General features: G+C 51.3%; 23 protein-coding genes and 1 CRISPR repeat array. Of the genes, 14 read left to right on the top strand and 9 right to left on the bottom strand.

The window, feature by feature from the left end:
• Nucleotides 1-4: 4 nt before the first annotated feature.
• From nirB to L3K52_06730, 4 genes are all read right to left on the bottom strand, one after another.
• Complete coding sequence (nirB, locus tag L3K52_06745; GenBank protein UOG93426.1) at nt 5-2,446, bottom strand: nitrite reductase large subunit NirB; 2,442 nt, start codon at nt 2,444-2,446, stop codon at nt 5-7.
• Nucleotides 2,447-2,766: 320 nt separating this feature from the next.
• Nucleotides 2,767-3,186 (bottom strand): type II toxin-antitoxin system VapC family toxin, encoded by a 420-nt coding sequence (locus L3K52_06740; GenBank protein ID UOG93425.1) that lies wholly within the window; start codon nt 3,184-3,186, stop codon nt 2,767-2,769.
• Nucleotides 3,186-3,440, bottom strand: a complete 255-nt coding sequence (locus tag L3K52_06735) for a type II toxin-antitoxin system Phd/YefM family antitoxin (protein UOG93424.1) — start codon at nt 3,438-3,440, stop codon at nt 3,186-3,188. Before L3K52_06735 ends, L3K52_06740 begins: the two co-directional genes overlap by 1 nt.
• A 71-nt stretch (nt 3,441-3,511) precedes the next feature.
• On the bottom strand, nt 3,512-4,108 hold the full coding sequence (locus L3K52_06730) for a Uma2 family endonuclease (GenBank protein ID UOG93423.1): 597 nt from the start codon (nt 4,106-4,108) through the stop codon (nt 3,512-3,514).
• Nucleotides 4,109-4,575: 467 nt separating this feature from the next.
• On the opposite strand from L3K52_06730, the gene L3K52_06725 reads away from it, so the two are divergent.
• From L3K52_06725 to L3K52_06700, 6 genes are all read left to right on the top strand, one after another.
• Nucleotides 4,576-5,787: a hypothetical protein gene (locus tag L3K52_06725; protein ID UOG93422.1), complete on the top strand. Its 1,212-nt coding sequence runs from the start codon at nt 4,576-4,578 to the stop codon at nt 5,785-5,787.
• Nucleotides 5,780-7,570: an ATP-binding protein gene (locus tag L3K52_06720; protein UOG93421.1), complete on the top strand. Its 1,791-nt coding sequence runs from the start codon at nt 5,780-5,782 to the stop codon at nt 7,568-7,570. Before L3K52_06725 ends, L3K52_06720 begins: the two co-directional genes overlap by 8 nt.
• 659 nt (nt 7,571-8,229) lie before the next feature.
• The gene (locus tag L3K52_06715; GenBank protein ID UOG93420.1) at nt 8,230-8,400 is read left to right on the top strand and encodes a hypothetical protein; all 171 of its coding nucleotides are present in this window, start codon (nt 8,230-8,232) and stop codon (nt 8,398-8,400) included.
• Between the two features lie 14 nt (nt 8,401-8,414).
• Nucleotides 8,415-9,014: a hypothetical protein gene (locus tag L3K52_06710; GenBank protein ID UOG93419.1), complete on the top strand. Its 600-nt coding sequence runs from the start codon at nt 8,415-8,417 to the stop codon at nt 9,012-9,014.
• Between the two features lie 131 nt (nt 9,015-9,145).
• Nucleotides 9,146-11,425 carry a 2OG-Fe(II) oxygenase gene (locus L3K52_06705; GenBank protein ID UOG93418.1) on the top strand — a complete coding sequence of 760 codons (2,280 nt, stop codon included), beginning with the start codon at nt 9,146-9,148 and terminating at the stop codon, nt 11,423-11,425.
• A 40-nt stretch (nt 11,426-11,465) separates the two neighbouring features.
• Nucleotides 11,466-12,431, top strand: a complete 966-nt coding sequence (locus L3K52_06700; protein UOG93417.1) for a lysophospholipase — start codon at nt 11,466-11,468, stop codon at nt 12,429-12,431.
• Nucleotides 12,432-12,448: 17 nt separating this feature from the next.
• On the opposite strand, the gene L3K52_06695 is transcribed toward L3K52_06700, so the two are convergent.
• Nucleotides 12,449-12,868 (bottom strand): DedA family protein, encoded by a 420-nt coding sequence (locus tag L3K52_06695; GenBank protein ID UOG93974.1) that lies wholly within the window; start codon nt 12,866-12,868, stop codon nt 12,449-12,451.
• 93 nt (nt 12,869-12,961) lie between these two features.
• Here L3K52_06695 and L3K52_06690 point away from each other — a divergent pair, with 93 nt between their 5' ends.
• Both L3K52_06690 and L3K52_06685 read left to right on the top strand, forming a co-directional pair.
• The gene (locus L3K52_06690; protein UOG93416.1) at nt 12,962-14,197 is read left to right on the top strand and encodes a hypothetical protein; all 1,236 of its coding nucleotides are present in this window, start codon (nt 12,962-12,964) and stop codon (nt 14,195-14,197) included.
• Nucleotides 14,198-14,211: 14 nt separating this feature from the next.
• On the top strand, nt 14,212-15,030 hold the full coding sequence (locus L3K52_06685; protein ID UOG93415.1) for an N-formylglutamate amidohydrolase: 819 nt from the start codon (nt 14,212-14,214) through the stop codon (nt 15,028-15,030).
• Between the two features lie 28 nt (nt 15,031-15,058).
• Here the strand turns inward: L3K52_06685 and L3K52_06680 are convergent, their stop codons facing one another.
• Both L3K52_06680 and phaE read right to left on the bottom strand, forming a co-directional pair.
• Nucleotides 15,059-16,120 carry a class III poly(R)-hydroxyalkanoic acid synthase subunit PhaC gene (locus tag L3K52_06680; GenBank protein ID UOG93414.1) on the bottom strand — a complete coding sequence of 354 codons (1,062 nt, stop codon included), beginning with the start codon at nt 16,118-16,120 and terminating at the stop codon, nt 15,059-15,061.
• A gap of 29 nt (nt 16,121-16,149) precedes the next feature.
• On the bottom strand, nt 16,150-17,214 hold the full coding sequence (phaE, locus tag L3K52_06675; GenBank protein ID UOG93413.1) for a class III poly(R)-hydroxyalkanoic acid synthase subunit PhaE: 1,065 nt from the start codon (nt 17,212-17,214) through the stop codon (nt 16,150-16,152).
• Between the two features lie 189 nt (nt 17,215-17,403).
• On the opposite strand from phaE, the gene L3K52_06670 reads away from it, so the two are divergent.
• The 5 genes from L3K52_06670 (at nt 17,404) to L3K52_06650 (ending at nt 21,584) form a co-directional block, all read left to right on the top strand.
• Nucleotides 17,404-18,588 (top strand): acetyl-CoA C-acetyltransferase, encoded by a 1,185-nt coding sequence (locus L3K52_06670; protein ID UOG93412.1) that lies wholly within the window; start codon nt 17,404-17,406, stop codon nt 18,586-18,588.
• A 25-nt stretch (nt 18,589-18,613) separates the two neighbouring features.
• Nucleotides 18,614-19,342: an acetoacetyl-CoA reductase gene (phbB, locus tag L3K52_06665; protein ID UOG93973.1), complete on the top strand. Its 729-nt coding sequence runs from the start codon at nt 18,614-18,616 to the stop codon at nt 19,340-19,342.
• Nucleotides 19,343-19,494: 152 nt separating this feature from the next.
• The gene (gene phaR / locus L3K52_06660) at nt 19,495-19,947 is read left to right on the top strand and encodes a polyhydroxyalkanoate synthesis repressor PhaR (protein ID UOG93411.1); all 453 of its coding nucleotides are present in this window, start codon (nt 19,495-19,497) and stop codon (nt 19,945-19,947) included.
• Nucleotides 19,947-20,909, top strand: coding sequence for a CRISPR system precrRNA processing endoribonuclease RAMP protein Cas6 (gene cas6 / locus L3K52_06655; GenBank protein UOG93410.1), 963 nt, complete (start codon nt 19,947-19,949; stop codon nt 20,907-20,909). Before phaR ends, cas6 begins: the two co-directional genes overlap by 1 nt.
• A gap of 12 nt (nt 20,910-20,921) precedes the next feature.
• Nucleotides 20,922-21,584 (top strand): Uma2 family endonuclease, encoded by a 663-nt coding sequence (locus tag L3K52_06650; GenBank protein ID UOG93409.1) that lies wholly within the window; start codon nt 20,922-20,924, stop codon nt 21,582-21,584.
• A 150-nt stretch (nt 21,585-21,734) separates the two neighbouring features.
• Nucleotides 21,735-22,261: a CRISPR direct-repeat array (repeat unit 36 nt; unit sequence TTCTGAAGACCGCCCTGATTTAAAAGGGATTAAGAC).
• Nucleotides 22,262-22,339: 78 nt separating this feature from the next.
• Here the strand turns inward: L3K52_06650 and L3K52_06645 are convergent.
• Both L3K52_06645 and L3K52_06640 read right to left on the bottom strand, forming a co-directional pair.
• Nucleotides 22,340-22,753, bottom strand: a complete 414-nt coding sequence (locus tag L3K52_06645) for a PIN domain-containing protein (protein UOG93408.1) — start codon at nt 22,751-22,753, stop codon at nt 22,340-22,342.
• The gene (locus L3K52_06640; protein ID UOG93407.1) at nt 22,743-22,967 is read right to left on the bottom strand and encodes a type II toxin-antitoxin system VapB family antitoxin; all 225 of its coding nucleotides are present in this window, start codon (nt 22,965-22,967) and stop codon (nt 22,743-22,745) included. Before L3K52_06640 ends, L3K52_06645 begins: the two co-directional genes overlap by 11 nt.
• Nucleotides 22,968-23,071: 104 nt before the next feature.
• Between L3K52_06640 and csm6 the strand changes: the two genes are divergently transcribed.
• A complete protein-coding gene (csm6, locus tag L3K52_06635) occupies nt 23,072-24,199 on the top strand; it encodes a CRISPR-associated ring nuclease Csm6 (GenBank protein UOG93406.1) in 1,128 nt (375 codons plus the stop codon).
• Nucleotides 24,200-24,226 lie beyond the last annotated feature (27 nt).

The following is a 24,226-nucleotide window of genomic DNA, read 5'->3' as shown; positions in this document are numbered from 1 at the left end:
ACTCCTAGGCTTCGATCATGATCGGGGTGAATTCAGCGGCTTCTGCACCGTCGGCGCGGGCTTTCCACGGGTCGATTTGCGCGGGCTGTTGCGAAATCAGGAAACGCTCGTACAAGGCTTTGCGGTTGGCGGCATCGCCTAAAATCGCGGTTTTGACCTTTTCCAAGCCGACGCGCTCAATCCACGGGGCGGTGCGTTCCAGATAATGCGCGTCTTCGCGGTAGAACTGGCAGAACGCGCCGGTGTATTCCAGCACTTCCTCCTCAGTGGCGACTTTGCACAGCAAGTCGGTGACACGCACTTTGATACCGCCGTTGCCGCCGATGTGCAGCTCGTAGCCGGAATCGACGCACACCACGCCAATGTCCTTGATGGTCGCTTCCGCACAGTTGCGCGGGCAACCGGAGACTGCCAGCTTGAACTTGTGCGGCATCCACGAACCCCATGTCAGCTCTTCCAGCTTTACGCCGAGTCCGGTGGAATCTTGTGTGCCGAAACGACACCATTCGCTGCCGACACAAGTTTTCACGGTACGCATTGCCTTGCCGTAAGCGTGACCCGACACGAAACCCGCCGCGCTCAAATCCTTCCACATCGCAGGCAATTGTTCTTTTTTGATGCCGAACATATCAATACGCTGCCCGCCCGTGACTTTCATGGTCGGCACTTGGTATTTGTCGGCAACGTCGGCAATGGCGCGTAATTGGTCGGAGGTACACATCCCGCCAAACATGCGCGGCACGACCGAATACGACCCGTCTTTCTGGATATTGCCGTGAGCGCGTTCGTTGATGTAGCGCGATTGCGCATCGTCCACGTATTCAGTCGGGTAAGCGCACAGCAGGTAATAATTGAGTGCGTTCCGGCACGACGGGCAACCATCCGGCGTTTTCCACTCGAAATGTTCACGCACCGCAGGCATGGTTTTCAGGCTGTGCTGAATAATGCCGTGGCGGATGTCGTCATGGGTGTAATCGGTGCATTTGCACAGCGGTTTGGTTTTCGGCGTAGCGGAATAGTCGCCGCCAACGGTATGCGCCAGCAAGGATTCGACCAAGCCGGTACACGAGCCGCACGAAGCCGATGCCTTGGTATGCGCCCGTACTTCATCCAGCGTGAACAGTTTTTTCTCGGTAATGGCTTTTACGATGTCGCCTTTGCACACGCCGTTACAGCCGCAAATTTCGGCATTGTCCGGCAAGCTGGCAACGCGGGTGTCGGGGTTATGCCCGGAATCGCCCAAGTGGTGTTGCCCGAATAGCAGGGTGTCGCGGAAGGCGGATACGTCCGTGCCGTCTTTCATCAATTGGAAATACCAACTGCCATCGACCGTATCGCCGTACAGCACCGCGCCCTTGACCTGATTGTCTTGCAGCACGATCTTTTTGTACGTGCCGGACGCTGCGTCTTTAAACACAATGTCTTCGGTCTTATCGTTGCCGATAAAGTCGCCAGCGGAAAACAACTCAATCCCCGTCACTTTGAGTTTGGTGGATGTCACCGTCCCCACGTAGCGGGCAATGCCATGTTTGGCGAGGTGATTGGCAGCAACTTTGGCTTGCTCAAACAGCGGTGCAACCAAGCCGTAGGCAATGCCGCGATGTTGCACGCATTCGCCAATCGCGTAGATTTTCGGGTCGGTGATAGTTTGCATGGTGTCGCTAACCACGATGCCGCGTTCGCAATACAAGCCGGCGGATTTGCCAAGTTCGGTGTTGGGTTTGATGCCGACTGCCATCACCACGAGATCGGCGGGAATTTCGGTGCCGTTTTTGAAACGCACGGCGGTAACGCGCTCTTGCCCAAGGATTTCAGCGGTGCTGTGTTCCATCAGGAAAGTCATGCCGCGCTCTGCCAGCGATTTTTGCAGCATGGCGGCGGCGGGTTTGTCGAGCTGGCGTTCCATCAGGGTGTCGAGCAGGTGGACGACGGTGACGTTCATGCCTTGCTTCATCAAGCCATTCGCCGCTTCCAGCCCCAGCAAGCCGCCGCCGATGACGACCGCGTGTTGATACTGGCTCGCGGTGTCGAGCATGGTGTCCACGTCTTTGATGTCGCGGAAACCGATCACGCCCGCTTTATCCGCACCGGGCAAGGGCAGCATGAACGGCACGGAACCCGTGGCAATAATCAGGCGGTCGTAATGCGCTACCGTGCCGTCGGTAGCGATGACTTCGCGGCGGGCACGGTTGATTTGCTCGACCTTTTTGCCTTTGTGCAAGGTGATGCCGTTGTCGATGTACCACTGTTCGCCGTTGAGCATGATTTGCTCGATGGTCTTTTCACTGGCCAGTACCGGCGAGAGCATGATGCGGTTGTAATTGCCGTAAGGTTCTTCGCCGAATACTGTGATGTTGTAGTGGTCGGGGGCCAGTTTGAGCAGTTCTTCGAGGGTGCGTACCCCTGCCATGCCGTTGCCGATCAGTACTAGATTTTCTTTCTGCATTGTTGCGTCTCCTGAAAACAAAAAAGCCCTGAACCGTTACGCCGGAGAGGGCGTAGGGTTCAGGGCTTCGTTACCCGTGATATGTGTGTCACGCAACAGTGCGTGGTGGGCTGTACCTCGATCGCCGTTGACCGGGGGGCAGCTTGTTGTGGGGAGTTATGCAAGGGTTGTGCCAAGGGCGGCTGCGCCGTTACCCCCCTTCCCCAGCCCTTCCCCCGCAAGGGGTGAAGGGGGTAAGAGGATTGGGTGCGGGTGTGAGGATGCGCTAACTTAGGGAGTGGGTGGGGAGGTTTGCACTGGAATGGGGAATTTCAGTGGCGTTAGTATTCCCACGGATTCACGATCTCAACGCCTGTCGGTTTGAAATCATCCACATTGCGGGTCACAACCGTCATCCCGTGAACCATCGCGGTTGCCGCAATCAGTGCATCCCGATCTGAGCGCGGGTCTGGCACATGCAGGCTGGCACATTGCCGCGCAACAGCGGTATCCACTGCCAACACACGTTTAGCAAAGCTGGGCAACACTTGGGTTTCCAACCACTGACGTAAGATTGCACCTTGGGTAGCATCGCGCCGTTCCAGCAATAAGATGCCGGTTTCCAGCTCCAAAATGCTGATTGCCGACACAAACAAGCTAGTAGCAGGCACGCTTTGCGCCCAAGTGACGACGTGCGGGTCTGCCTTGCCGGTTTTAGCTTTGCGTAGTTCGGAAACCACGTTGGTATCCAACACATACATCAGAGTAACTCCGCAGACTGGTACAGTTTGCCGCTCAAACGTGGTGGCTCGAATTCGATGTCAGCCGCTGCTGGCATTGCTAACAAGTCAACGATACTCACCTGCTGACCAATGATGCGCAGGTATTCTCCAATACTGAGTAACACGTGGGCGGGTTTGCCCCGGTCAGTGATAAATACCGGGCCATTGAGTGCCGCTTTCTTGGCACGGCTGGCATCCTGATTGAATTCGCGGCTGGAAAGGGTCGTGATCATGACAACACCTCTTGCATTAAGTCATTGTAGAAACAATACTACAAAAATTCGATCAATAGTAGCCATTAGGCTTACGTTTTGGCGGTTGATTCTGCCCAGAACACGCGCATATCTGCGTTGTCCACGCGCTCGTAAATCGCTTCGACCGCGACCGTTAAGCCGATGGATTCCAGCGTGACGGTTGAGCCGGGGTAGTAATAGGTGGAACGCCATGCCTCGCTGCGCCGTTGTACCACCACTTCGGCAATGTCTTGCTCGATCAGCACGTATTCCAACAGGCTGGGCAAGGCGAGGTATTCGGCGCGTTTTTCGGTTTTATCCTTGCGGTGGGTGCTGCCTGATAGCACCTCCACAATCAGAATCGGGCTTTCGCGGACATAGGTATCTTGCGATGGGTCATCGTCACACACCACCATCAAATCGGGATAGCGAAAACGCTTGGCGGTGGTTTTCACCAGCATGTCACTGGTCATCGGGAAACAGGATTTACCGCGCTGGTAATACCAGATCAACGCATACAAGTTGCCTGAAATACGATTATGGTTGGTGCTTGCTGCCGCCCTTGCGTACACCTTTCCCTCGACATATTCGTATCGCTGTTCGCTCTCGCGTTCGCCTGCGAGGTAATCTTCGACGCTGAGGTAATCGCGTGGGTGTACTGGTAGCATCGGACTTTCTCCTAAACGAGTTCTTCGTTTGAAATTAGCACAAGTGGCAAAATGGCGGTATTTTGCTGCGAATGTGTGTTTTATTTATAGGATTCAATCATCAACTTATGATAGAGTTTTAGGCAGTTCGTCAAATGTTGGCGACAACCCAATACACGCCATAGCAATCATAACAACACGCGACTGACCCTATGCTGGTTTCGACGTGGTAGGGCGGTAGCGTGTTTACGATTCGTATGGTGCTCTTTGAAAGACGGCAACCACAATCCCAAAATACGAGGAACACTTGACGAACTAAATGGATAGTCTCTGCTTGTTGGTTGAGGGAAGGCTGCCTGTTCTGAGATTCCTAAACGCCATCCAACAAGACATTTATGCCCAGTGCTGCCGCACACAGCATAAAATTATTTAACGTTAGGTACCAAAATAGCTCTACCAAAACAACAGACAAAAGGAAATAATGCTTAATGTCAGATAGAATTGCTGATAGCACGATTAAAGGTTTTTTATATCAATTTAATAAAACCATTCTTGAGATAGTTAATGCTGACAGAGAGGACATAATTACCGTTGAAGGTGTAGTGGAAGACGTAGATGTTCTAACCGCCGGTGGTGAACTAGAGGCTATTCAATGCAAATACCATGAGTCAAAAGATAAGTTTATACCAAGCCTAATATTCAAGCCTTTACTCCAAATGGCAGAAGCTTTCGATAAAAATCCAACGGCAAAGATTAAATACACAATTTTTATTTATGTCCCGAATGAAAATCATGGTGAGAAAAAGATTGAGCCTTCAACTCTATATTCTGCTTTAACCACCACTGATAAATCCTTATCAAAAATCGCATCGAGAATTTCAACAAAATTCGACAAGGGTGAATTCTTAAAGAATACAAGGATTGTTTTTGGTCCTTCTTTAGATGAAATTGAAGACAACACGAAAGCCGCCCTAGAGTTGCTCGAAATTCAAGGAAGTGATGTTGATACGTTACTTTATCCAAATTCGATAGCAAAAATTGCAAAATTGTCGAGCATTAAAGATGAGAAGAAGAGGCAGATAACAAAGACTGAATTATATAAGTACCTTTCAAACGCTACATATACAGCAATATCCAAATGGACACTAGCACTAAAAAATCGAAGCGAAATACTCAAGCGTATCAAACAACAACTATCTACTTCTTTCTCTCAAAACAGCCGGGACAGATATTTTTATATTAATAAAAACGAAATCAATGACTATGAAGAAAGAGTTGTCGTATTTTTTGGAAACTATATAAATAAATACTATTCTAAGCCGAGCCACCTTAAGGCACCAACATTTATTATCAACGACAATTTCGAAGCCATCAGGGATCTTGAGTCCCGATTATACAAGAAAGGATTGAAAGCAAACACGGGGCTTGTTGGAAACTTTTTTGAAGTAGAATATTTTTACAGGGATCCAATGCGAAAAATTATTGGTAATCGTGTTGAGGAGCGAGAGTTCGATTTTAGGTTGCTAGCAATGGAATCTGAACAAGAGGCAATAAATCATAGAAAAGGTGATGACTTTTATTTGGTTAGTAACAAAATACCAAATAGTATTGAGCTAACTGACGTGAATTTATACCAAGTTGGAACAAGCAACTTTAATGAACTTGAATATGTAATAGGGATGAGGAATAGCCATGAGTAAAATTGGACACGTATTATCAAGTTCTCCAGAGAAAATATCAATTGGAATTGGTAATCTTAAGACTCTTGAAGAAAACAAGACTGATTTACAAGTTGGTAAATTCCTGAAAATTGAAGATGGCAATCACAATTATGCAGTTGCAGTCATTAATAACTTGACGGCTCAAAAATTCGAGAAAAATGGCTCTGTCGAATGGAGTTTTGTGATAGAAGCTTCTCCAGTCGGCGCTCTTATAAAAAATGACGATATTTTTGAATTCAAAAGAGGAACTCAAGTATTGCCAGTCCCTACGGAAATTGCGCATTGCTTCAGTTCCGAAGATCTTTCCATAATCTTTTCAGATGATAGTAATTTTGGCTTTGAAGTTGGTAGGCTATCAGGAAATCCTACTGTGCCGTTTTGTATTGATGGTGATAGGTTTTTTGGTAAGCATATTGGGATCGTAGGGTCTACAGGATCAGGAAAGTCGTGCGCAGTGGCAAGCCTCATTCAAAACGCCGTTGGTATTTCCAATGCAAAAAACTCGAATAAGGACACGCAAAAGAACGCTCATGTCATAATATTTGATATCCACTCAGAGTATTCGTCAGCCTTCACTGTTGACGATGAAGAAAAGTTCAGCCTTAACAAGCTTGATGTTGACAATTTAAAGCTCCCATATTGGCTAATGAATGCAGAAGAATTAGAATCTATTTTCATTGAAAGCAATGAACAAAACTCACACAATCAAGTATCCCAGTTTAAGCAAGCAGTCACTCTAAATAAGGAGAAGCACAATCCTGATTTAGATAAAGTTACATATGACTCTCCTGTTTTTTTCAGCATCGAGGAAGTTTATAACTATATTTTCAATAAGAATAATTTGACTGTCTATGAAAAAAACAATCTAAAGTATTTTGCAACACTAGATGAGGATGTCAAATTTGACGAAGAGCGTCTTTGGAAGAAAATTAATTTTTTATCATCAACTGGAAATTCTAAGCATCCAAAGCTTGATGCAAAAATATCCAAGGATGGGGGATTTAATGGTGAGTTTGACCGGTTTATATCAAGATTAGAGACCAAGCTAAATGATAGGAGGCTAGGTTTTTTGCTTAATCCTATTAAAAACGACGGCTCAGCATATAAGACGAATGACTTCAATGAAGTGTTAAAGCAATTCTTAGGATATATTCATAAAGCTAATGTTACTATTGTAGACTTAAGCGGTATACCATTCGAAGTTTTAAGTATAACCGTAAGTCTTATATCTAGGTTGATGTTTGATTTTGCATTTCATTACTCGAAAATAAGACATGCCACAGATCAAACCAACGATGTTCCCTTTTTAATTGTTTGTGAGGAAGCTCACAACTATATTCCAAAGACAATCAGTGCGGAATTTAAGGCTTCTAAGAAGTCTATTGAGAGAATTGCAAAAGAAGGACGTAAGTATGGACTTAGCCTAATGGTTGTGAGTCAACGACCGTCAGAAGTATCAGAAACGATATTCTCTCAGTGCAATAATTTTGTAGCCATGCGACTTACAAATAGAGTCGATCAGAACTACATAAAAGCTTTGTTGCCTGATAGCTCAAGTAGCCTTATAGATTTACTGCCGTCGCTCAACCAAGGTGAAGCCTTTGTTGTTGGTGATTCAGTAATCATTCCAAGTCTAGTCCAGTTGCCTAAGCCAAACCCTGAGCCTAAATCTGCAAGTATCGATACTTATAAGGAATGGGCTGAAAGTTGGAAAGACATTACGTTTGATAAAATAGTAGAACGGTGGAGAAAGGAGGGGTAGGTTGATGCGCCTCAGCCACCAATTAATCACCGAATCCAGCGTATTGCCCAACGTCGCCACCGCAATTAGCAGCCAAAACGCATCCTGTTCGTTGAGCAATAACCCAATGAGCAGGGCTTCCCATTGAGCGGAAATCAAAGTAACGGCGAGTAACACCGAAGTGAACAACAGCAGATAATCCATTACGGCATTATCTGCCAAACAGACGGACTATGCCGCTGCTTTCGCCGCATTAGGTTTCATGTAGCTAAACCTAAATCCACAATCGTTCAAAGCAACTGCCATCAGCAAGCCGGTATACCGAGAAATCCCGCTCATCCACGGTCAGTATGTGCCGGACTTTGAGTATACCTGCCAACATCACCAACACTGCGTCGGTAATATCAATATCAAAAGGGGCAGAATAGATTAATCGACGGCAAAATCTAAAGCGGATTCAGTGAAATCAATCGAATCCGCCCCCCTATCCTTTGATTTAGCCCATGCCGCCACATCCAGAATTTGTGATAAACTGGGACATCACGCATCGCCGGAAGCAAGCATGAAGCCCAGAGTCTACATCGAAACGTCAATTCCCAGTTATCTCACTGTCAGACCAAGCAACAACATTCGGGCAATGGCGAACCAGAACACAACAATCGAGTGGTGGAAGAAAAACCGTGGATCCTATTATCAGAGAAACACGCGAATTGCGTAACCAATATGCAGCACAATTTAAACATGACTTAGATGCCATCTTTGAAGATATTAAAGCAAGGCAAGAAAAATCAACGCGGAAGCGGGTATCTTTTCCACCACGCAAGCCTGCTGTCATCAAAAAGTGCGCTTAATCAACAGGAATCCCATGACCCCAGAAGAACTCAAACGCTACCGCGAACGCGCCAAGAGAGCAAAGCGCGAACTCCTCAAAGAAAAACAACAATACGGATACATCAACGACGGCTCAGGCAAACGCTACCTCGCCCCCGTCTATTACATATTGGCTGGCGATAATGACAAAGCATTAGCCTTTTACTCATGGTTTGAAGAAGAGTTCGATGATGACATCGGCGAACCCGTCTTCGATTTGTATTGGGCACTGGCTGAATTTCGGGCTGGCAACACAGTACAAGCACGTTACCGCCTACAAATCGTCATGCTCAACAATTTGTACCTGCTGCCATTCCTGTTCAACAAACCCATCGACACACTGGATATATGGCACGGGTCAACCCAAGCCGACAACAGTTACCTAAGGGAAATTCAAGAATACCTGCATGAACCCACCCCCGCAGAACGCCAATGGATTGAAGCTGAATACAACAGCCAACCGTTCACAACCTTACGCCAAGAATACATTGCCACGTACCATCAGTTAAAACACGAACGCGATGTTCCAAAGCGTAAGGAAATACTGGATAAATGGCGCAAATTCTCCGCAACCTTTCTGCAAAAACCCGCTTAGTCACCACCGCTATCACGCCCCCACACATGCTATATTTGCATCAAGCCCTTCATGCTTTTAGATCATGGCTGCCACGGAAATCATTGGAGTGTGCTAAGTTTAACACGTTTCAGCAGACACGAGCCTAGACCATGACCGACCTCAACACCCAACTGGTTTCCATCCTCAGTCGCGTGCGCCGCCCCGGTAATTTTTACGCCAGCGGCAACGTTGATTTTGCCTTGCCACGCCTTGAAGTTGAGGGCGTTGGCAATATTGCTTTGCCGCTGTTACCCCAGCAAATCAGCGCGTTGGTGCAAGCTGCCGAGCAAGCCCCTTACGGCAAGGGTGAGGAAACCTTGGTCGATACCAGTGTGCGTAAAACTTGGCAGATTGCCCCTGAAAAAATCCGCATCAGTGGTAAACAGTGGCAACCCATGCTGGATGGCATTGTCGCGCAAGCCGTCGATGGCTTGGGGGTGACAGGTGAGGTTCATGCCGAGTTGTACAAAATGCTGGTGTATGACGAAGGCAGCTTTTTCGTCAATCACCGCGATACGGAAAAGGCGGCGGGCATGTTCGCCACGCTGATTCTTGCCCTGCCTGCCAGCTATACGGGCGGCGAATTGCGCATTGAACACGCGGGGCAAAGCGTCACCCTCAATGTGCAGGCGGATGATCCGGCAGAAATTGCGTTTGCCGCTTTTTATGCCGATTGCGTGCATGAAGTCCTGCCCGTTACCAGCGGTTGCCGCATGGTGCTGGTGTATAACCTGTGCCGCAATGGAGCAGGGGAATTGCCGCGCCCGCCGGATTACCAACAGGAACAAGCCAAAGCCGCCGCCTGTTTGCGCCAATGGACGACGATGGAACATACCGGCGAAGACATTCCGCTCAAGTTGGTGTACTTGCTGGAACACGCTTACACGCCGGAAGGCTTGAGTTTTGCGGCACTCAAAAACGGCGATGCGGCGATTGCCAGCGTGATGATTCCGGCGGCTGAACAAGCCGATTGCGATTTGTATCTGGCACTGGTGTCGGTGGAAGAGTCCGGCTGGGCAGAATACGGCGGTTCGTATGGGCGCAAAAAACGCTACTGGGAAGAAGATGACGAGGATGACGATGACTTTGAAATCGGCGAAGTGACCGAACAGGATCAGTACATTGCTGATTGGCATACGCCGCAAGGGGCGCTGAATGCGCTGGACAGATTGCCGTTTGACGATGAAGAGTTGTGCTTGCCCCACCGTTTGCAAAGCCTCGCTGCCGATGCCCTGCACTTCCACGAAGCCACCGGCAATGAAGGCGCATCGTTTGAACGCACCTACCGCCGTGCCGCGCTGGTCATGTGGCCTCGCGCTTACCGTGTCGATGCGTTGAGCGTGGGCGGGGTGGAGGCGATGCTCAACTACCTTGACTACTTGATGACGTTATCGCAACGGCAGGAAGCCGTGCATTTTATGCAAGGGGTCATCAGCAACTGGGAAAGCACGGATAGCAGTTGGCATCCCAGCCGTGCCGATGCGCCATACCTGAGCCGCTTTCTCCAGTACCTGCTGGTGCTGGCGGACACCCACTTAATCGAAGCCGCGCTTACCCGCATTCCGATTGCAGGGAAATCCTACCAGCGGGAAGACAACCCCGTGCTGCTGGCAGCCTTGGCGTTATTACCCGATGCGCAGGCGCAACACTTGCTGGCGGCTCTGCTTGAGAAACGGGCGGCTGACCGTCTGGCAGCGTGTGGGCAATTGTTGCGGCTGGCATTGCCGCGTTATGCGCAGGCGGAAAGCGCTGCGTTTCTGCCCGCCGCGCAAGCTTTGCTGGACAGTCTGGCGAATACTGAACCTAGCACCAGCCCCTATCGGGTGGTTGAGCGGCTGACGGTCGAACACGTGGTGGATGTGTTGATCGCTATCGGCAATGTCGATGCCGGTTTGGGCAAACAGGCGGTGGTACATTTGTTGGCACAGCGGCAACGCTTCCCGATGGATGACAGCCTGATTCCGGCGGCGATCATGGCAGCCATTGCGGACGATTGCCCGCCCTTGGTAGTGGGGTTGCTGCAACAGCAATGTCTGGCGTATCTGGAATCTTGCATTAGCGAACCGCTGGCAGCACCCGCTGACTGGACACGCGCAGCCGATTTTGAGTGTCCGGGCAGGGATAATGCGGATTGTGAAGCCCTCAAACGTTTTATGCTCGACCCGAATCAATCCAGTTGGGCTTTTGTTGCCGCCGAAAGCCGCCGTGATACCTTGGCGCGTATTGCAGATTATAAGCGGCTGGATGTTAATATGATGACACTCAAGTCGGGGCGACCTTACACCCTTCATTTTGTTAAAACACAGGCCAGTTATGAACGCAAAGTGGCGCAACGCCAGCGGGATGAGGGGAATCGGGAATGCTTGCTGGGCTTACGTTTTGGTGGTTAATGCGGGAAATGGGCGCAGTCAATTGGGGATATTATACCGTATGATTAAACGTTTCCGTTTCCTGATCGTGGCACTCAGCCTGATGGTGGTATTTCTGGCTGGTCCGACGGCTGAACGCGACCTGCGTATCAAGCCCGTACAGTTGCCGGATGACATTGATCAATATCTGGCGGTGTCTGAAGCCAGCTTGCCCGACATCATCCCCGGTGCGGAAAAAACCGTGGTGTGGGCAAATCCGACCCAAACCCGCACCCCGCTGTCCATCGTTTACCTGCATGGTTATAGCGCCACCCGCCAAGAAACTGCCCCGCTGAGCGACATGCTTGCCAAACGCTTGGGGGCAAACCTGTTTTACACCCGTTTAAGCGGACACGGACGTGACGGTGAGGCATTGGCGCAAGCCAGCATCAACGACTGGCTGAATGATGCCCATGAAGCCCTTGCCATTGGTAAACGGCTGGGCGAACGGGTCATTGTTATTGGCACATCCACTGGCGGAACCCTCGCCACTTGGTTGGCAGTGCAGGACGATAGCGAAGCCGTGCTGGCTTATGTGCTGATTTCACCCAATTTCAGGCCCTACGATGCCACATCGGAAATGCTCCTCTGGCCGTGGGGGAAATACATTGCGCAATTAGTGGTCGGCAAAGAATACGCTTGGACACCGCATAACCCGCAACATGCCCATTACTGGACACACCGTTACCCAACCACTGCCCTAGTCAACATGATGGGTCTGGTTGATCTGGTGCGCGATTCAGCCTTGGAAAGCATTACCAAACCGGTGTTAGTGCTGTACTCCCCACAAGATACCATCGTTGCCCCGGCTGAAATTGAACACCACTATGCACGGATTGGTTCGCAAGCCAAAACCATCCATGCCATTCGCAACAGTGGCGACCCCGACAACCACCTGTTGGCAGGAAACACGCTTGCCCCTAATAACACCCAAAACATCACCAACATCATTCTGGATTTTGTGGCAAAACTGCCGCCTGCCAGATAGCACCTCCACAAGATGAACTACCCCATCACCACCCACGCCAACACCCCATACCGCCCCCCTTTCGCCACTGCCACCACCAGCACAAACGGCAACAACGGCATCCGCATCACCCCCGCCACCACCGTCAGCGGATCACCGATAACCGGCAACCAACTCAACAACAACACCCCCCACCCATAACGCTGAAACCACCGTTGCGCCCGTGCCAAACTTGCCGCCTTCACCGGAAACCAGCGTTTACCCTGAAAGTGTTCCAGATAACGCCCCAACCACCAATTAATCACCGACCCCAGCGTATTGCCCAAGGTCGCCACCACCAGTAACAGCCACAGCACTGCCTCCCCCTGAAGCATCAAGCTCACCAGCAAGGCTTCCGATTGCGCGGGAATCAGCGTGGCAGCCAACAGTGCCGATAAAAAAAGCAGAAGGTATGACATCATTTTCCCATCAAACCACGAAACATTGTCATACGCCAGCAACAATCACCTGCTAGATTAATAGGTTTACCACTGCCCTCGGAGTAAACCACCATGCTCGAACGCTATACAGGCTGCACCGTCAGTGAGGCTTACGCCACCGGCAGTAACGGCATCCACATGCCGCGCTACCCCTACTACGCCGCGTATGATTTGCCGGGCGAATGCCATTACTACTACCGCCGTTCGGTGCAATACCTGACCTGCCAGACAGCGCGTTTCCTGCTCATCGGCGGCGAAGCCACCACCTTGGTGAAAGAAGGCGTGGTGGATTTCAGCCGCGATTTAAACCCCTGGTGGCACGGCTTTTTCCAAGAACACTTCGGCAAGCAAATGGGTGAGGTGGTGCGTTACGCAGGCGGACACAGCTATCTGGAATACCTCGGCAACCACCCGCAAGCGAAACTGGTCGTCCCACACCCCTACCCCGCCGATCAAATTGCCAACGACCATTACTATCTGGAAAACCCGGAACTGATCGTGCAACTCAACGACAAGGGGCGCATGGCAGACATTTCCTCGCATTGCATCCCCTATGAAGTCTACGACGCCGCCACCTTTGCAGGCAAAACTTGGCGGGAACATTGGGAATTGCCCTTCGTCATCAAGCTGGCAGCCCCCTCCGGCGGTGGCGATGGCGTCGCGATTTGCCAGACCGAAGCGGATGTGCAAGCCGCGCAAGAACGTTTTGGCGGGCATCGGGTCAAGGTTGAACATTTCATCGGCGGTTACTTAGCCAATTACAACCTCAACCTGCACGTTGAGCGTGCCGGTACGATCCGTTTCATTGGCGGCTCGGAACAGCGCATTTCCGCCAGCGCCCGCTACGAAGGCAATTTCATTGACCTCTGCTGGCACCCTTCCCCCGAACTCGAAGCCATCGCGGTGGAGATTGCCCGCAATGCCGCAAACTTGGGCTGGTTTGGGGTGTGCGGGCTGGATGTGATCAAAGCCGCCGACGGCAAGCTGTATTTCATCGACCCCAATTTCCGCCTCAACGGTTCGACCCCGTTCCATTTCATCCGTGAACATTTCCTGACGCATTTCCAACGCCCCAATCTGGAAACCGGCTATTTTTGCTACCAAGGCAATCCGCTGGCGTTTTTGGAAACATTCCGCCCTGAAATCGAGAAAAAAATCCTGATGCCAGTTGGTTTGTACTACGACCCTAGTTATGATCAGAAGACGCGGGTTTATTTGGCACAAGTGACCGAAAATGACGTGGATGCCCATGTCAGCCTGCGTGACACGTTGGCGCAGCGCGGGCTGCTGCCGGGGATTCATTTATAATTGACGCAGCACACATGGAAATTGACCAAAGCCCCTTCCAATACATTGAAGGGGAAAGTCCTGTTTTATTGGAATTACCGCATGGCGGTCACTTGACCCCGGATGAGGTCAGACCTTACTTGCACCCCAAGTTCACGCCCGGCGACCGCCGCGAAGATGCCGATGAATTTTCTGACGCGCTCTACCTCGATTTGCCCAGCAAGCCGCACGTATTGCGTTTCCGGTTTTGGCGTGCGCACGCCGACCCCAACCGCCGTTACGACGATTTCAGCGCGGATGGCGTGGTCAAAACGCATACCAGCCAAGGCGTCAAAATCTATCAATCCGAACGCGGAATGCCGGAAACCGTGCGGCAAGCGGTCATTGAACGTTACGTGATGCCGCACCAGCAGCAAATGCTGGCATTGCTGGCGAATCCGGCGATTAAACAAGTGCTGTTTTGCCACACCATGCCGGGGATTGGCACGAGTGTTTCCAAAGATCGGGGCAATTTGCGCCCGCTGTTCATGTTTGGCAACGGCGGCGACCTGCACGGCAAGCCGCACCACAATTGCTATGCGCATAAAAAGACGTTAGAGCTGATGTCGAGCATTATTGAAGACCATTTCCACGAGCTGGATGTCGGTTTCAACTTTTGCGATGTGATCCGCTGCAACAACCCGTATTCAGGGATTAACTCGTTGGGGCGTTTTACCTGTGAGCAATTCAAGGGCAAACACCCGTTCACGCTGGAAATTAATCGTGATTTATTGTTGCACAACCCCGAAAACATCATTCCGGTGCGGCACATTATCGACCTGATCGTGCAGGAATTGGCAGCGGGGCAAGCCTAAGCCTACCCGCTGCCGCTACAACTTGCGTTTAACTACGCGCCGTCAACCACTCGCCAATCGCAGGTGGAATCGTTTTCTGCGCTTTGCCGCTCACGTAAATACCGATGTGACCGCCTTTGAAAGACAGCTCGGTATAATCGCTGCTACCCGTCGCCCCCTTCAAAGCACGTGATGCATCCGGTGGCACGAGATGATCTTGCTCCGCAAAAATATTCAGGATCGGCGCAGTCACATTTTTCAAGTCGATGGTGTACTCACCAACCTGCACTTCACCTTTCAGCAATTTGTTTTGCTGGAAGAAATCCTTGATGAACTGGCGGAAAGTTTCACCCGCCTGATCCGGGCTATCGAAAATCCACTTTTCCATGCGCATGAAGTTTTTCAGGGTCTGGCTATCACCCATCACATCCACCATGCCGAGGTATTTCTGCCCCATTAGCTGGTAAGGCTTGAGGTTGAGGAATGTCCAGTTGAGCATTTCGCCGGGAATATTACCGATGGTATCGACCAGTTGGTCAATGTCGATGTTTTGCACCCAGTGGCTCAGCATATTATCCGGCGTTTGGTAATCGACTGGCGTCACCATCGTCACCAAATTTTTCACCTTTTCAGGGTGCATGGCGCTGTAACACAGGCTAAATGCACCGCCTTGGCAAATCCCTAACAAATTAACGGCATCAACCTCATGCCGCGCACGCACTTCATCCACGCAGTTATCCAAATAACCGTTGAGGTAATCATCCAGCGTCAGGTAACGGTCGGACGCATCCGGGTAGCCCCAGTCGATCAAATACACATCTTGACCCGCATCCAGTAAACCTTTGATAGTGGAACGGTTTTCCTGAATGTCGGTCATATAAGGGCGGTTTACCAGCGCGTACACAATCAGCAGTGGCACTTTATTCGTCGGCTCGGCAGTACCGGTGTAATGCAACAACTTGAGCTTGTCTTCGGTGTAAACGACTTCAAACGGGGTTACGCCTGAAGAAATCTCACCGACTTCCATCAGATTGGTCATACCCTGCGCGAGTTTTTCATTGAAGGTTTTAACTTCGTTCAGAATCTGGTCTGGACGCATTTGAAACGGCATGTTCGTTCTCCTTGAATATCCAGTGCAGGTTAGGCGTTCTTGGTGCTGGCGCTAGGGGTTTTCGGTTTCGCGGCTGCTTTAGGTTTCGGTGCGGCAGGTGAGGCGGCTAAAGCATCCACTTTGCGGGATAATTCTTGTAATTGTTTACGCAAGGTGCGGTTTTCGCGGCGCATTTCTTGCTGCTTGGCAAATGCGGCGTTCAACTCTTTACGGGTTGGCAAATTCGCGGCTTCATAGGTGCTGTCCAATTCCGCATTGATGCCTTGTTTGAGCGCCATCAGCGAATTCACCAAATCGCCATACACCACCTGATATTCGTCAGTCATGGCAAACTTGGCGTAGACCTGTTCGTTAACATCGACCCACAGATCGTAGAGTTCGCGCAAAGAATGGATTTTCTTGTCTTCCGCCCGCAGGGTGGCGACACGCTCACGCAACACTTGCACCGACTCAATGCCCTGTTTCGCAAAAGCTTTCAGGTAATCATCCATCGCTGCCTGATAATTCGCCCCCAGTTGCACCAGTGCTTGCTGGCGTTCTTGCGATTCACGGTTGTACCCCACAGCGGGTGTCGCCAAGACTTTACGGAATTGCTCCATCCAGTTTTCCGAGGTTGGCAGGTGGAAACCGCCCGCGCCGACTTGCTGGAATGCTTGCATTCCCATGCTATTCATCACGCGCTGCCAGCTATCCAGCGCTGCTTGACCGACGCCGAAACCGTGGGCGGTGAATTTACCCATTTCGAGTTGACCGCAACACTGACGGAAACCGGCTTCCATCGCGTTCATCCACGCATCCATTGCGTCGGATCCGTTGCCGTCAGCGTGTTGTACATTGTAGGCATTTTCCGCAAGGTTCATGTACACCTTGCCCATTTCGACCATACGCTGGAAGGCATCGGTAGACGCGCCGGGAACAGTGTGCGGGCTAACCGCTTTCCACCATTGCTCCAGCCCTTGCGTCCAGGCGGGCGCGGCTCCAAAACCCGGTACCGCTTGTGGCTGCCCCATTTTGGAGAGATCTGACCACGCATTCCAATAACGCTGTTGCGCATCAGACCAGTTTTTCATCATATCGTCCGACCAATCTACCATGACAGTACCTATCCTCCACGTATAAAAATATTGCCTTTTGCCAGCTTACCATGCTATTTTGTGCATCGCAACAATGTTGACAGTGTGGTACTTTTACGACTTGCCAAAGCCACCTCTGCCAGCTTATTGTTGACACGCTAAAGATATACCACAGATTTTGTGACATTTTATACCCTAGGAGAACGTTTCATGCGCGAAGATATTGTGATCGTAGCCGCTGGCAGAACTGCACTTGGTACTTTTGGTGGTTCACTCGCCGCCATCCCTGCTTCTGAACTCGGCGCAACCGTCATTAAAGGCTTACTGGAACGTTCTGGCTTGAAACCTGAACAAATCAATGAAGTTATCTTAGGTCAAGTTCTGACTGCGGGTGTCGGTCAAAACCCTGCACGTCAAGCGGTGTTGTCTGCTGGTTTGCCGGTTGAAGTTCCAGCGATGACCATTAACAAGGTTTGCGGCAGCGGTTTGAAAGCAGTGCATCTGGCGTATCAAGCGGTGGCGTGTGGCGATGCTGACATCGTGATTGCAGGCGGGCAGGAAACCATGAGTGCTTCTGCCCATGTCGTGCCTAATTCACGCAACGGTCAGAAAATGGGCGACTGGAAAATGGTCGACACCATGATCAAAGACGGCCTGTGGTGCGCGACTAACGACTACCACATGGGCATGACGGCGGAAAACATCGCCGCGCAATACGGTTTTACCCGTGAAGCACAAGACGAATTCGCTGCCGGCTCCCAGCAAAAGACGGAAGCCGCGCAAAAGGCAGGCGTGTTCAACGACGAAATCATTCCGGTCGTGATCCCGCAGCGTAAAGGTGAGCCGCTGGTTTTCAACACTGACGAATTCCCACGCGCTGGCACCACCGCCGCTTCGTTGAGCAAACTGCGCCCTGCATTCAAAAAAGACGGCTCAGTCACGGCGGGTAACGCTTCCGGCATTAACGACGGTGCGGCGGCGGTGATCGTGATGACCGCATCCAAAGCGGCTGAATTGGGCTTGACCCCAATGGCTCGCATCGTCGCGTTCTCTAGCGCGGGCGTTGACCCGGCTATCATGGGCACAGGCCCCATCCCTGCCACCACCAAATGCTTGGAAAAAGCAGGCTGGCGCGTGGCTGACCTCGACTTGATCGAAGCCAACGAAGCGTTTGCCGCCCAAGCGATGTCGGTTAATGAGAGTCTGGGCTTTGACCTAAGCAAGGTCAATATCAGCGGCGGCGCGATTGCGTTGGGTCATCCGATTGGTGCTTCCGGCGCACGGGTGCTGGTCACGCTGCTGCACGGCATGAAGCGTACCGGCGCGAAAAAAGGTCTGGCGACACTGTGTATCGGTGGTGGTCAGGGTGTCGCGATGGCGGTTGAAGCGGTTTAATGACAACATTTGAGGAGTATAGATGATGAATAAAGTTGCACTGGTAACAGGCGGTACGGGCGGCATTGGTAATGCGATTTGCAAGCAATTTGCAGCAGATGGCTACAAAGTTATCACTACCTATTTCGAGCCGGAAGAGCAAGCCAAAGCATGGCAAGCCAAACAAGATTACGAAGCAGCGATTTACCCTTGCGATGTCAGCAGCTATGACGATTGCGCCAAACTGAAAGAAGCGGTGATCGCGGATTTCGGTCAGGTGGACATTATCGTCAACTGCGCGGGCATTACCCGTGACGCCACCTTCAAGAAAATCACCCCGGCGCATTGGGCTGCGGTCATGAAAACCAACCTGGACAGCGTTTTCAACGTGACGCACCAGTTCGTGAACGAAATGGCTGAGCGTGGCTTTGGTCGCGTGATCAACATTTCTTCCATCAACGGTCAGAAAGGCCAGTTTGGGCAAACCAACTACAGCGCGGCCAAAGCGGGCGTACACGGTTTCAGCATGGCGTTGGCGCAAGAAGTGGCGCGCAAAGGTGTCACTATCAACACTTTGTCACCGGGCTACATCGCGACTGAAATGGTCATGGCTATCGCGGAAGACGTGCGTAACAAAATCATTGCGCAAATTCCGGTAGGCCGTTTGGGTACGCCAGAAGAAATGGCAGCCATCGTGTCTTTCTTGGCATCCGACAAAGCAGGCTTCATCACGGGTGCGAACATTTCCGCTAACGGCGGTCAGTTCATTCACTAAGTTAAACAGGGGCGTATTCAATACGCCCCTACCCCCGCTATTCCCTGCTTTTGTGCATCGCCGTACTGTTTTTGTGTGCATAACAAAACATTAACCTATAAAATCAGGCTTGATTTTATTTGTTTCATCACAGTAGCACCGACGAAGATCCTATGGCCGAAGAACGCATTATTAAGAAATACCCCAATCGCCGCTTGTACGACACCAACCAGAGTTGTTATATCACCCTGAGTGATGTCCGCGATTTAGTCTTGGCGGAAACGCCTTTCAAAGTCATCGACCGTCAGTCTGGCGATGACATTACCCGCAGTATCTTGCTGCAAATCATTATGGAACAGGAATCGGGCGGACAGCCCTTGTTCAGCACCGATATTCTGGCGCAATTTATCCGCAACTACAGTGACGCGACCCGCAAGGGCTTTATGGAATACATGGAGCAAAGCGTCGGGCTGTTTACCAGCCAGCAAACCGCAATGCAGGAACAGATGCACAAAGTGCTGGCTGGCACACCGCTGGAGATGTGGATGAAAGTCGGCGAGCAAAACATCGAGACTTGGAAAAAAATGCAGGAAAGCATCTTGGGCAATGTGCAGCCGAAGAAATAATGCACCCGTTTAACCTGCCGATTGCCCGTTACCGTTTGACGCTGCGGGCGCTGACCCCGATTCAATTCCCCGCTTATGCTGGCTCGACTTGGCGCGGCGCGTTTGGTCATGCCTTGCGGCGCACGGTGTGCATTACCCGTGAGCCGGATTGTCGCCAGTGTTTGTTGTGGCGTTCCTGTGTTTACAGTCAGGTGTTTGAAACGCCTGCGGGTCAGGGGCCATTGCTGGAAAAGATTAATGCCGCCCCCCACCCTTACATTATGCAGCCCTTGGCAACATCCGGGCGGCAGTATGCGCCGGGGGAAGTGTTTGCGCTGGAGTTGAGTTTGCTGGGGGCGGCGATCGGGCATTTGCCGTATTTGATCCACGCAATGCAGCAGGTGGGGGAACGCGGAATCGGTAAGGGCGATGGGCGTTATGCGTTGATGGCGGTGGCACAGGAGCTTGCGCCGGGGGCGGGGGAATGGGCGCAAATTCAGGCGGAGGGGGGAAGTTTGCAAGCGTTAGCGGGGGTTGTGCCGCTGATTCCGCCGATGCCACAAGGGGTGCGAGTACGTTTGTTGACGCCGTTGCGCTTGTTGCAGGAGGGGACGCCGATACGCAGCAGCCGGTTTATGTTTCAGTTGTTTATCAATGCGTTGATGCGGCGGATTACCTTATTGCACGCTTATCATGCGGGAGTGGAATTGCCGGGTGATTTTAAGGCGTTGAGCCAGCAAGCGGCGGCGGTGACATTGGAAGAGGCGGATTTGCACTGGCATGAGTGGGCGCGTTATTCCAATCGCCAGCAAAATCATGTGCAGATGGGCGGGCTGGTGGGTAGCTTTTCGCTGGAATTGAGCGGGTTGGAAGATTTCTGGCCTTGGCTGTGGTTGGGGCAATGGGTACACGCGGGGAAAGGCGCGGTGATGGGCATGGGCGGGTATGCGCTCGACTGCTATACTGGGGAAAAGGCGATTTGAGAGGCAAGCATTATGCAGTTTCAGTTTAGTCAGCTTCGCTTCCCGGAAAATGCGGAAGTGGTGATTAATGATGTGTCTTGGGCAGATTTCGAGCGCTTCATGGATGAATTGGGTGACAGGAGCAGCCTGCGCATTTCTTACAATCAACGGAGTATTCATTTGATGGCACCATCGGTTGGGCATGAAATGCCAAAAACGTATATCGGCGATTTTATAAAATATTTGTTGGAACACGCCGAGGTGGACTTTAGCCCACTGGGTTCGTTTACGATGCGTAAGCAGAGTGTGCAAAAAGCGGCTGAGCCGGATGAGTGCTTTTATATTGAACATGCAGCGGCGGTGCGTGGCAAGCGCCAGATTAGTCTGGATAGTGACCCGCCACCGGATTTGGCAGTGGAAATTGACATTTATTCGCCGACAGATCGGGCGTTGTACGCGGCGCTGGGTGTGCCGGAGTTGTGGCTATACGATGGCAAACAGTTGGTGATTTGGGTGTTGCGGGCGGGTGAATATCAGGCTGCTGAATTTAGCCCGCATTTTCCGGGGTTGGCGGTGCGGGAAAAAATCCCGGCGTTGCTGAACTTGGCGGAACGTGAGGGGCGCATGGTGGCGATGAAGGCGTTTCGCGCTTGGGTGGATGAAAATCCCTATTCAAACGCTGCTGAGGTGGTGTAAGATTAATCTATTCACACGGACACAGGGCTGCGTTGCTTGCTTAAAAACCTAACTTGATCAGTTTTCTTTCAAGACAACTTTTTATACAGTGCATTTCCTGCTAAGGGTCTCTGTAACTCATTGATTCAAAACGCTGATTAGACACGAGCCTTCTGAAGACCGCCCTGATTTAAAAGGGATTAAGACATCCGGGAAAGGCTACATGGGGCGGTAAATGGAATTTCTGAAGACCGCCCTGATTTAAAAGGGATTAAGACGCTGCGGTGAATGCACCCATAATGGTCTGCATTTCTGAAGACCGCCCTGATTTAAAAGGGATTAAGACTTGTCCAGATACTATACAATTCTGGACGAAAAAAGCTTCTGAAGACCGCCCTGATTTAAAAGGGATTAAGACGAAAAGCGCAGGTCTAACGCTGGTAAATGTGGCGTTCTGAAGACCGCCCTGATTTAAAAGGGATTAAGACCTAACAATACCGTCACACCTTGCCATTCCCTGTTCTGAAGACCGCCCTGATTTAAAAGGGATTAAGACCCCCTGAGAAGTGCCTTAGTTGTGTTTCGGTAACTTTCTGAATACCGCCCTGATTTAAAAGGGATTAAGACACAAATCCTATTAACAGGAAGATTCCGATTGCTTGTTCTGAAGACCGCCCTGATTTAAAAGGGATTAAGACTGAGGGCAAATATAGACTTACTGACTACTGTTTCTGAACAGATTTATTGCCTTCGACTACGCTCAGGCAACGAACTGATTAAGACTTGAATGGATTAATGATGCGTAAGCATCCCCGAATTTGCAGATTGTGTTGCATATCTTCTGAATACAACGTGTCGCAGTCCCCACGTAATGCGGCGGCAACAATCAGGCTATCCCAATAGGATAAGCGGTAGTCCAGCCGCAAACCTGCGGCTGTCAGTATGTCTTCTTTTTCTTGCGACAGCACCGGATAGCTTGCCATGAAATCCGTGAGGAAGATTTGAATATAAGCGTGATCTTTCCCTGCTTTACGCATCAGATTGACGCTGATCTCGTTAGCCACTTGAACGCTACTGACAATACCCTCTTCCTGAGTAATCAAATCGGTGGCGATTTGGTACTTAGCTTCATCCGATTTAATCAGTGAATAGAGCCAAATATTGGTATCACAGAAGATTTTACCGGACATAGATGTCGTCCCGCGTCATCGGCGTGAAGTCGGGTAGCTGAATAGGGTGTTGCAGGTAAGTATTAACGAATGCCCGCCGAGGCATTTGCTGTTCGCGGCGTAAACGCACCAGTTCTTGCAAGGCAAGATGGATGACTTCGCGCTTGCTGCGCGTTTTGGTAAGGCGAATCGCTTCTTTTATGAGTGTTTCATCTAACACGATATTGGTACGCATAGCGAACTCCTGTTGTGTATGGCTATACACATAGTAGGGTTTCAACCAAGATTCAGCAAGAAACAAAGTCGTGTTCTGCTGCCGATTCCGCCTATAATTGCCGCATGACACACCCCGATCCCACCCAACCGCACACCTACCCGCGCCGTATTTTGCTGGCGGTGGCGGCGAATTCCCCGCAAATTGTCACCGAAACCGTTTACGCCCTCACCCAACACACCACGCCCGCGTGTATGCCCACCGAAGTACACATTATCACCACCTGCCAAGGTGAGCCGTTTGTGCGTCAATTATTGTGCGGCACGCAACCCGGCTGGCTGGCGAAACTGTGTGCGGATTACGCCCTGCCCGCCCCCACTTGCGCCCCCTCGCACATCCACCTGATCACGGATGCGGCGGGGCAAGCGCTCGACGACATTCGCACCCACCGCGACAATACCCACGCCGCCGATTGCATCACCCGCATTGTGCAACAACTGACCGCCGACCCGCACAGCCAACTCACCGTTTCGCTTTCCGGCGGGCGACGCACCATGACGTTTTACGCTGGCTACGCGCTTTCGCTGTTGGGCAGGGCGCAAGACCGCCTCACCCATGTGCTGGTCGATCAGGAGTATTTTTTTCACCAAGAATTCTTCTACCCACCGTCGCGCAGTGTTTGGGTGGTGCGCGAAGACGGCTCCGGTTTTGATGCCAGCAAGGTGGAAGTGACGCTCGCCGACATCCCGTTTGTGCGCCTGCGGGAAGGTTTGCCGCAAGAGCTGTTGCAAGGCAGCAGCAGTTTCAGCGCTACGATTGCAGCGGCGCAACGCCGTTTTGACCCCGCGCAGGTACGCCTCGATTGGCAACGCGCCAGCCTCACTTGTGGCGGAATTCCCGTCACCATGTCCCCCGTGCAACTCGCGTTTTATGCGTGGATGTTACAACGCCGCGCCAACGATTTACCCCCCATCCACTGGACTAGCGCCGAAACCCCTGATCTTGCCAGCCAATTCCTCACCGTTTACGCCCGCCTTCACGGGCAAACCGGCAGCTACGCACAGGTAGCGCTGGCCCTGCGCGATGGCATCACTAAGGCGTGGTTTGAGGAACGTAAATCGAATACCCACAAAGCGTTACGCGCCGCGCTCGGTCAGGCGGCGGCAGAGGCGTATTTGCTGCACCCGCATGGGAAAAAACCTCGTACTTGTTTTGGGTTGACGTTGGCGGTGGGTGTGTTGATGTTGGTTTGATGAAATGTGAGCGTTGTCACCGTACTT

This window comes from Candidatus Thiothrix sulfatifontis (assembly GCA_022828425.1).
Taxonomy (GTDB): domain Bacteria; phylum Pseudomonadota; class Gammaproteobacteria; order Thiotrichales; family Thiotrichaceae; genus Thiothrix; species Thiothrix sulfatifontis.
Note: the sequence above shows the minus strand (reverse complement) of the source record. Positions and strands in the feature narration are given on the sequence as shown.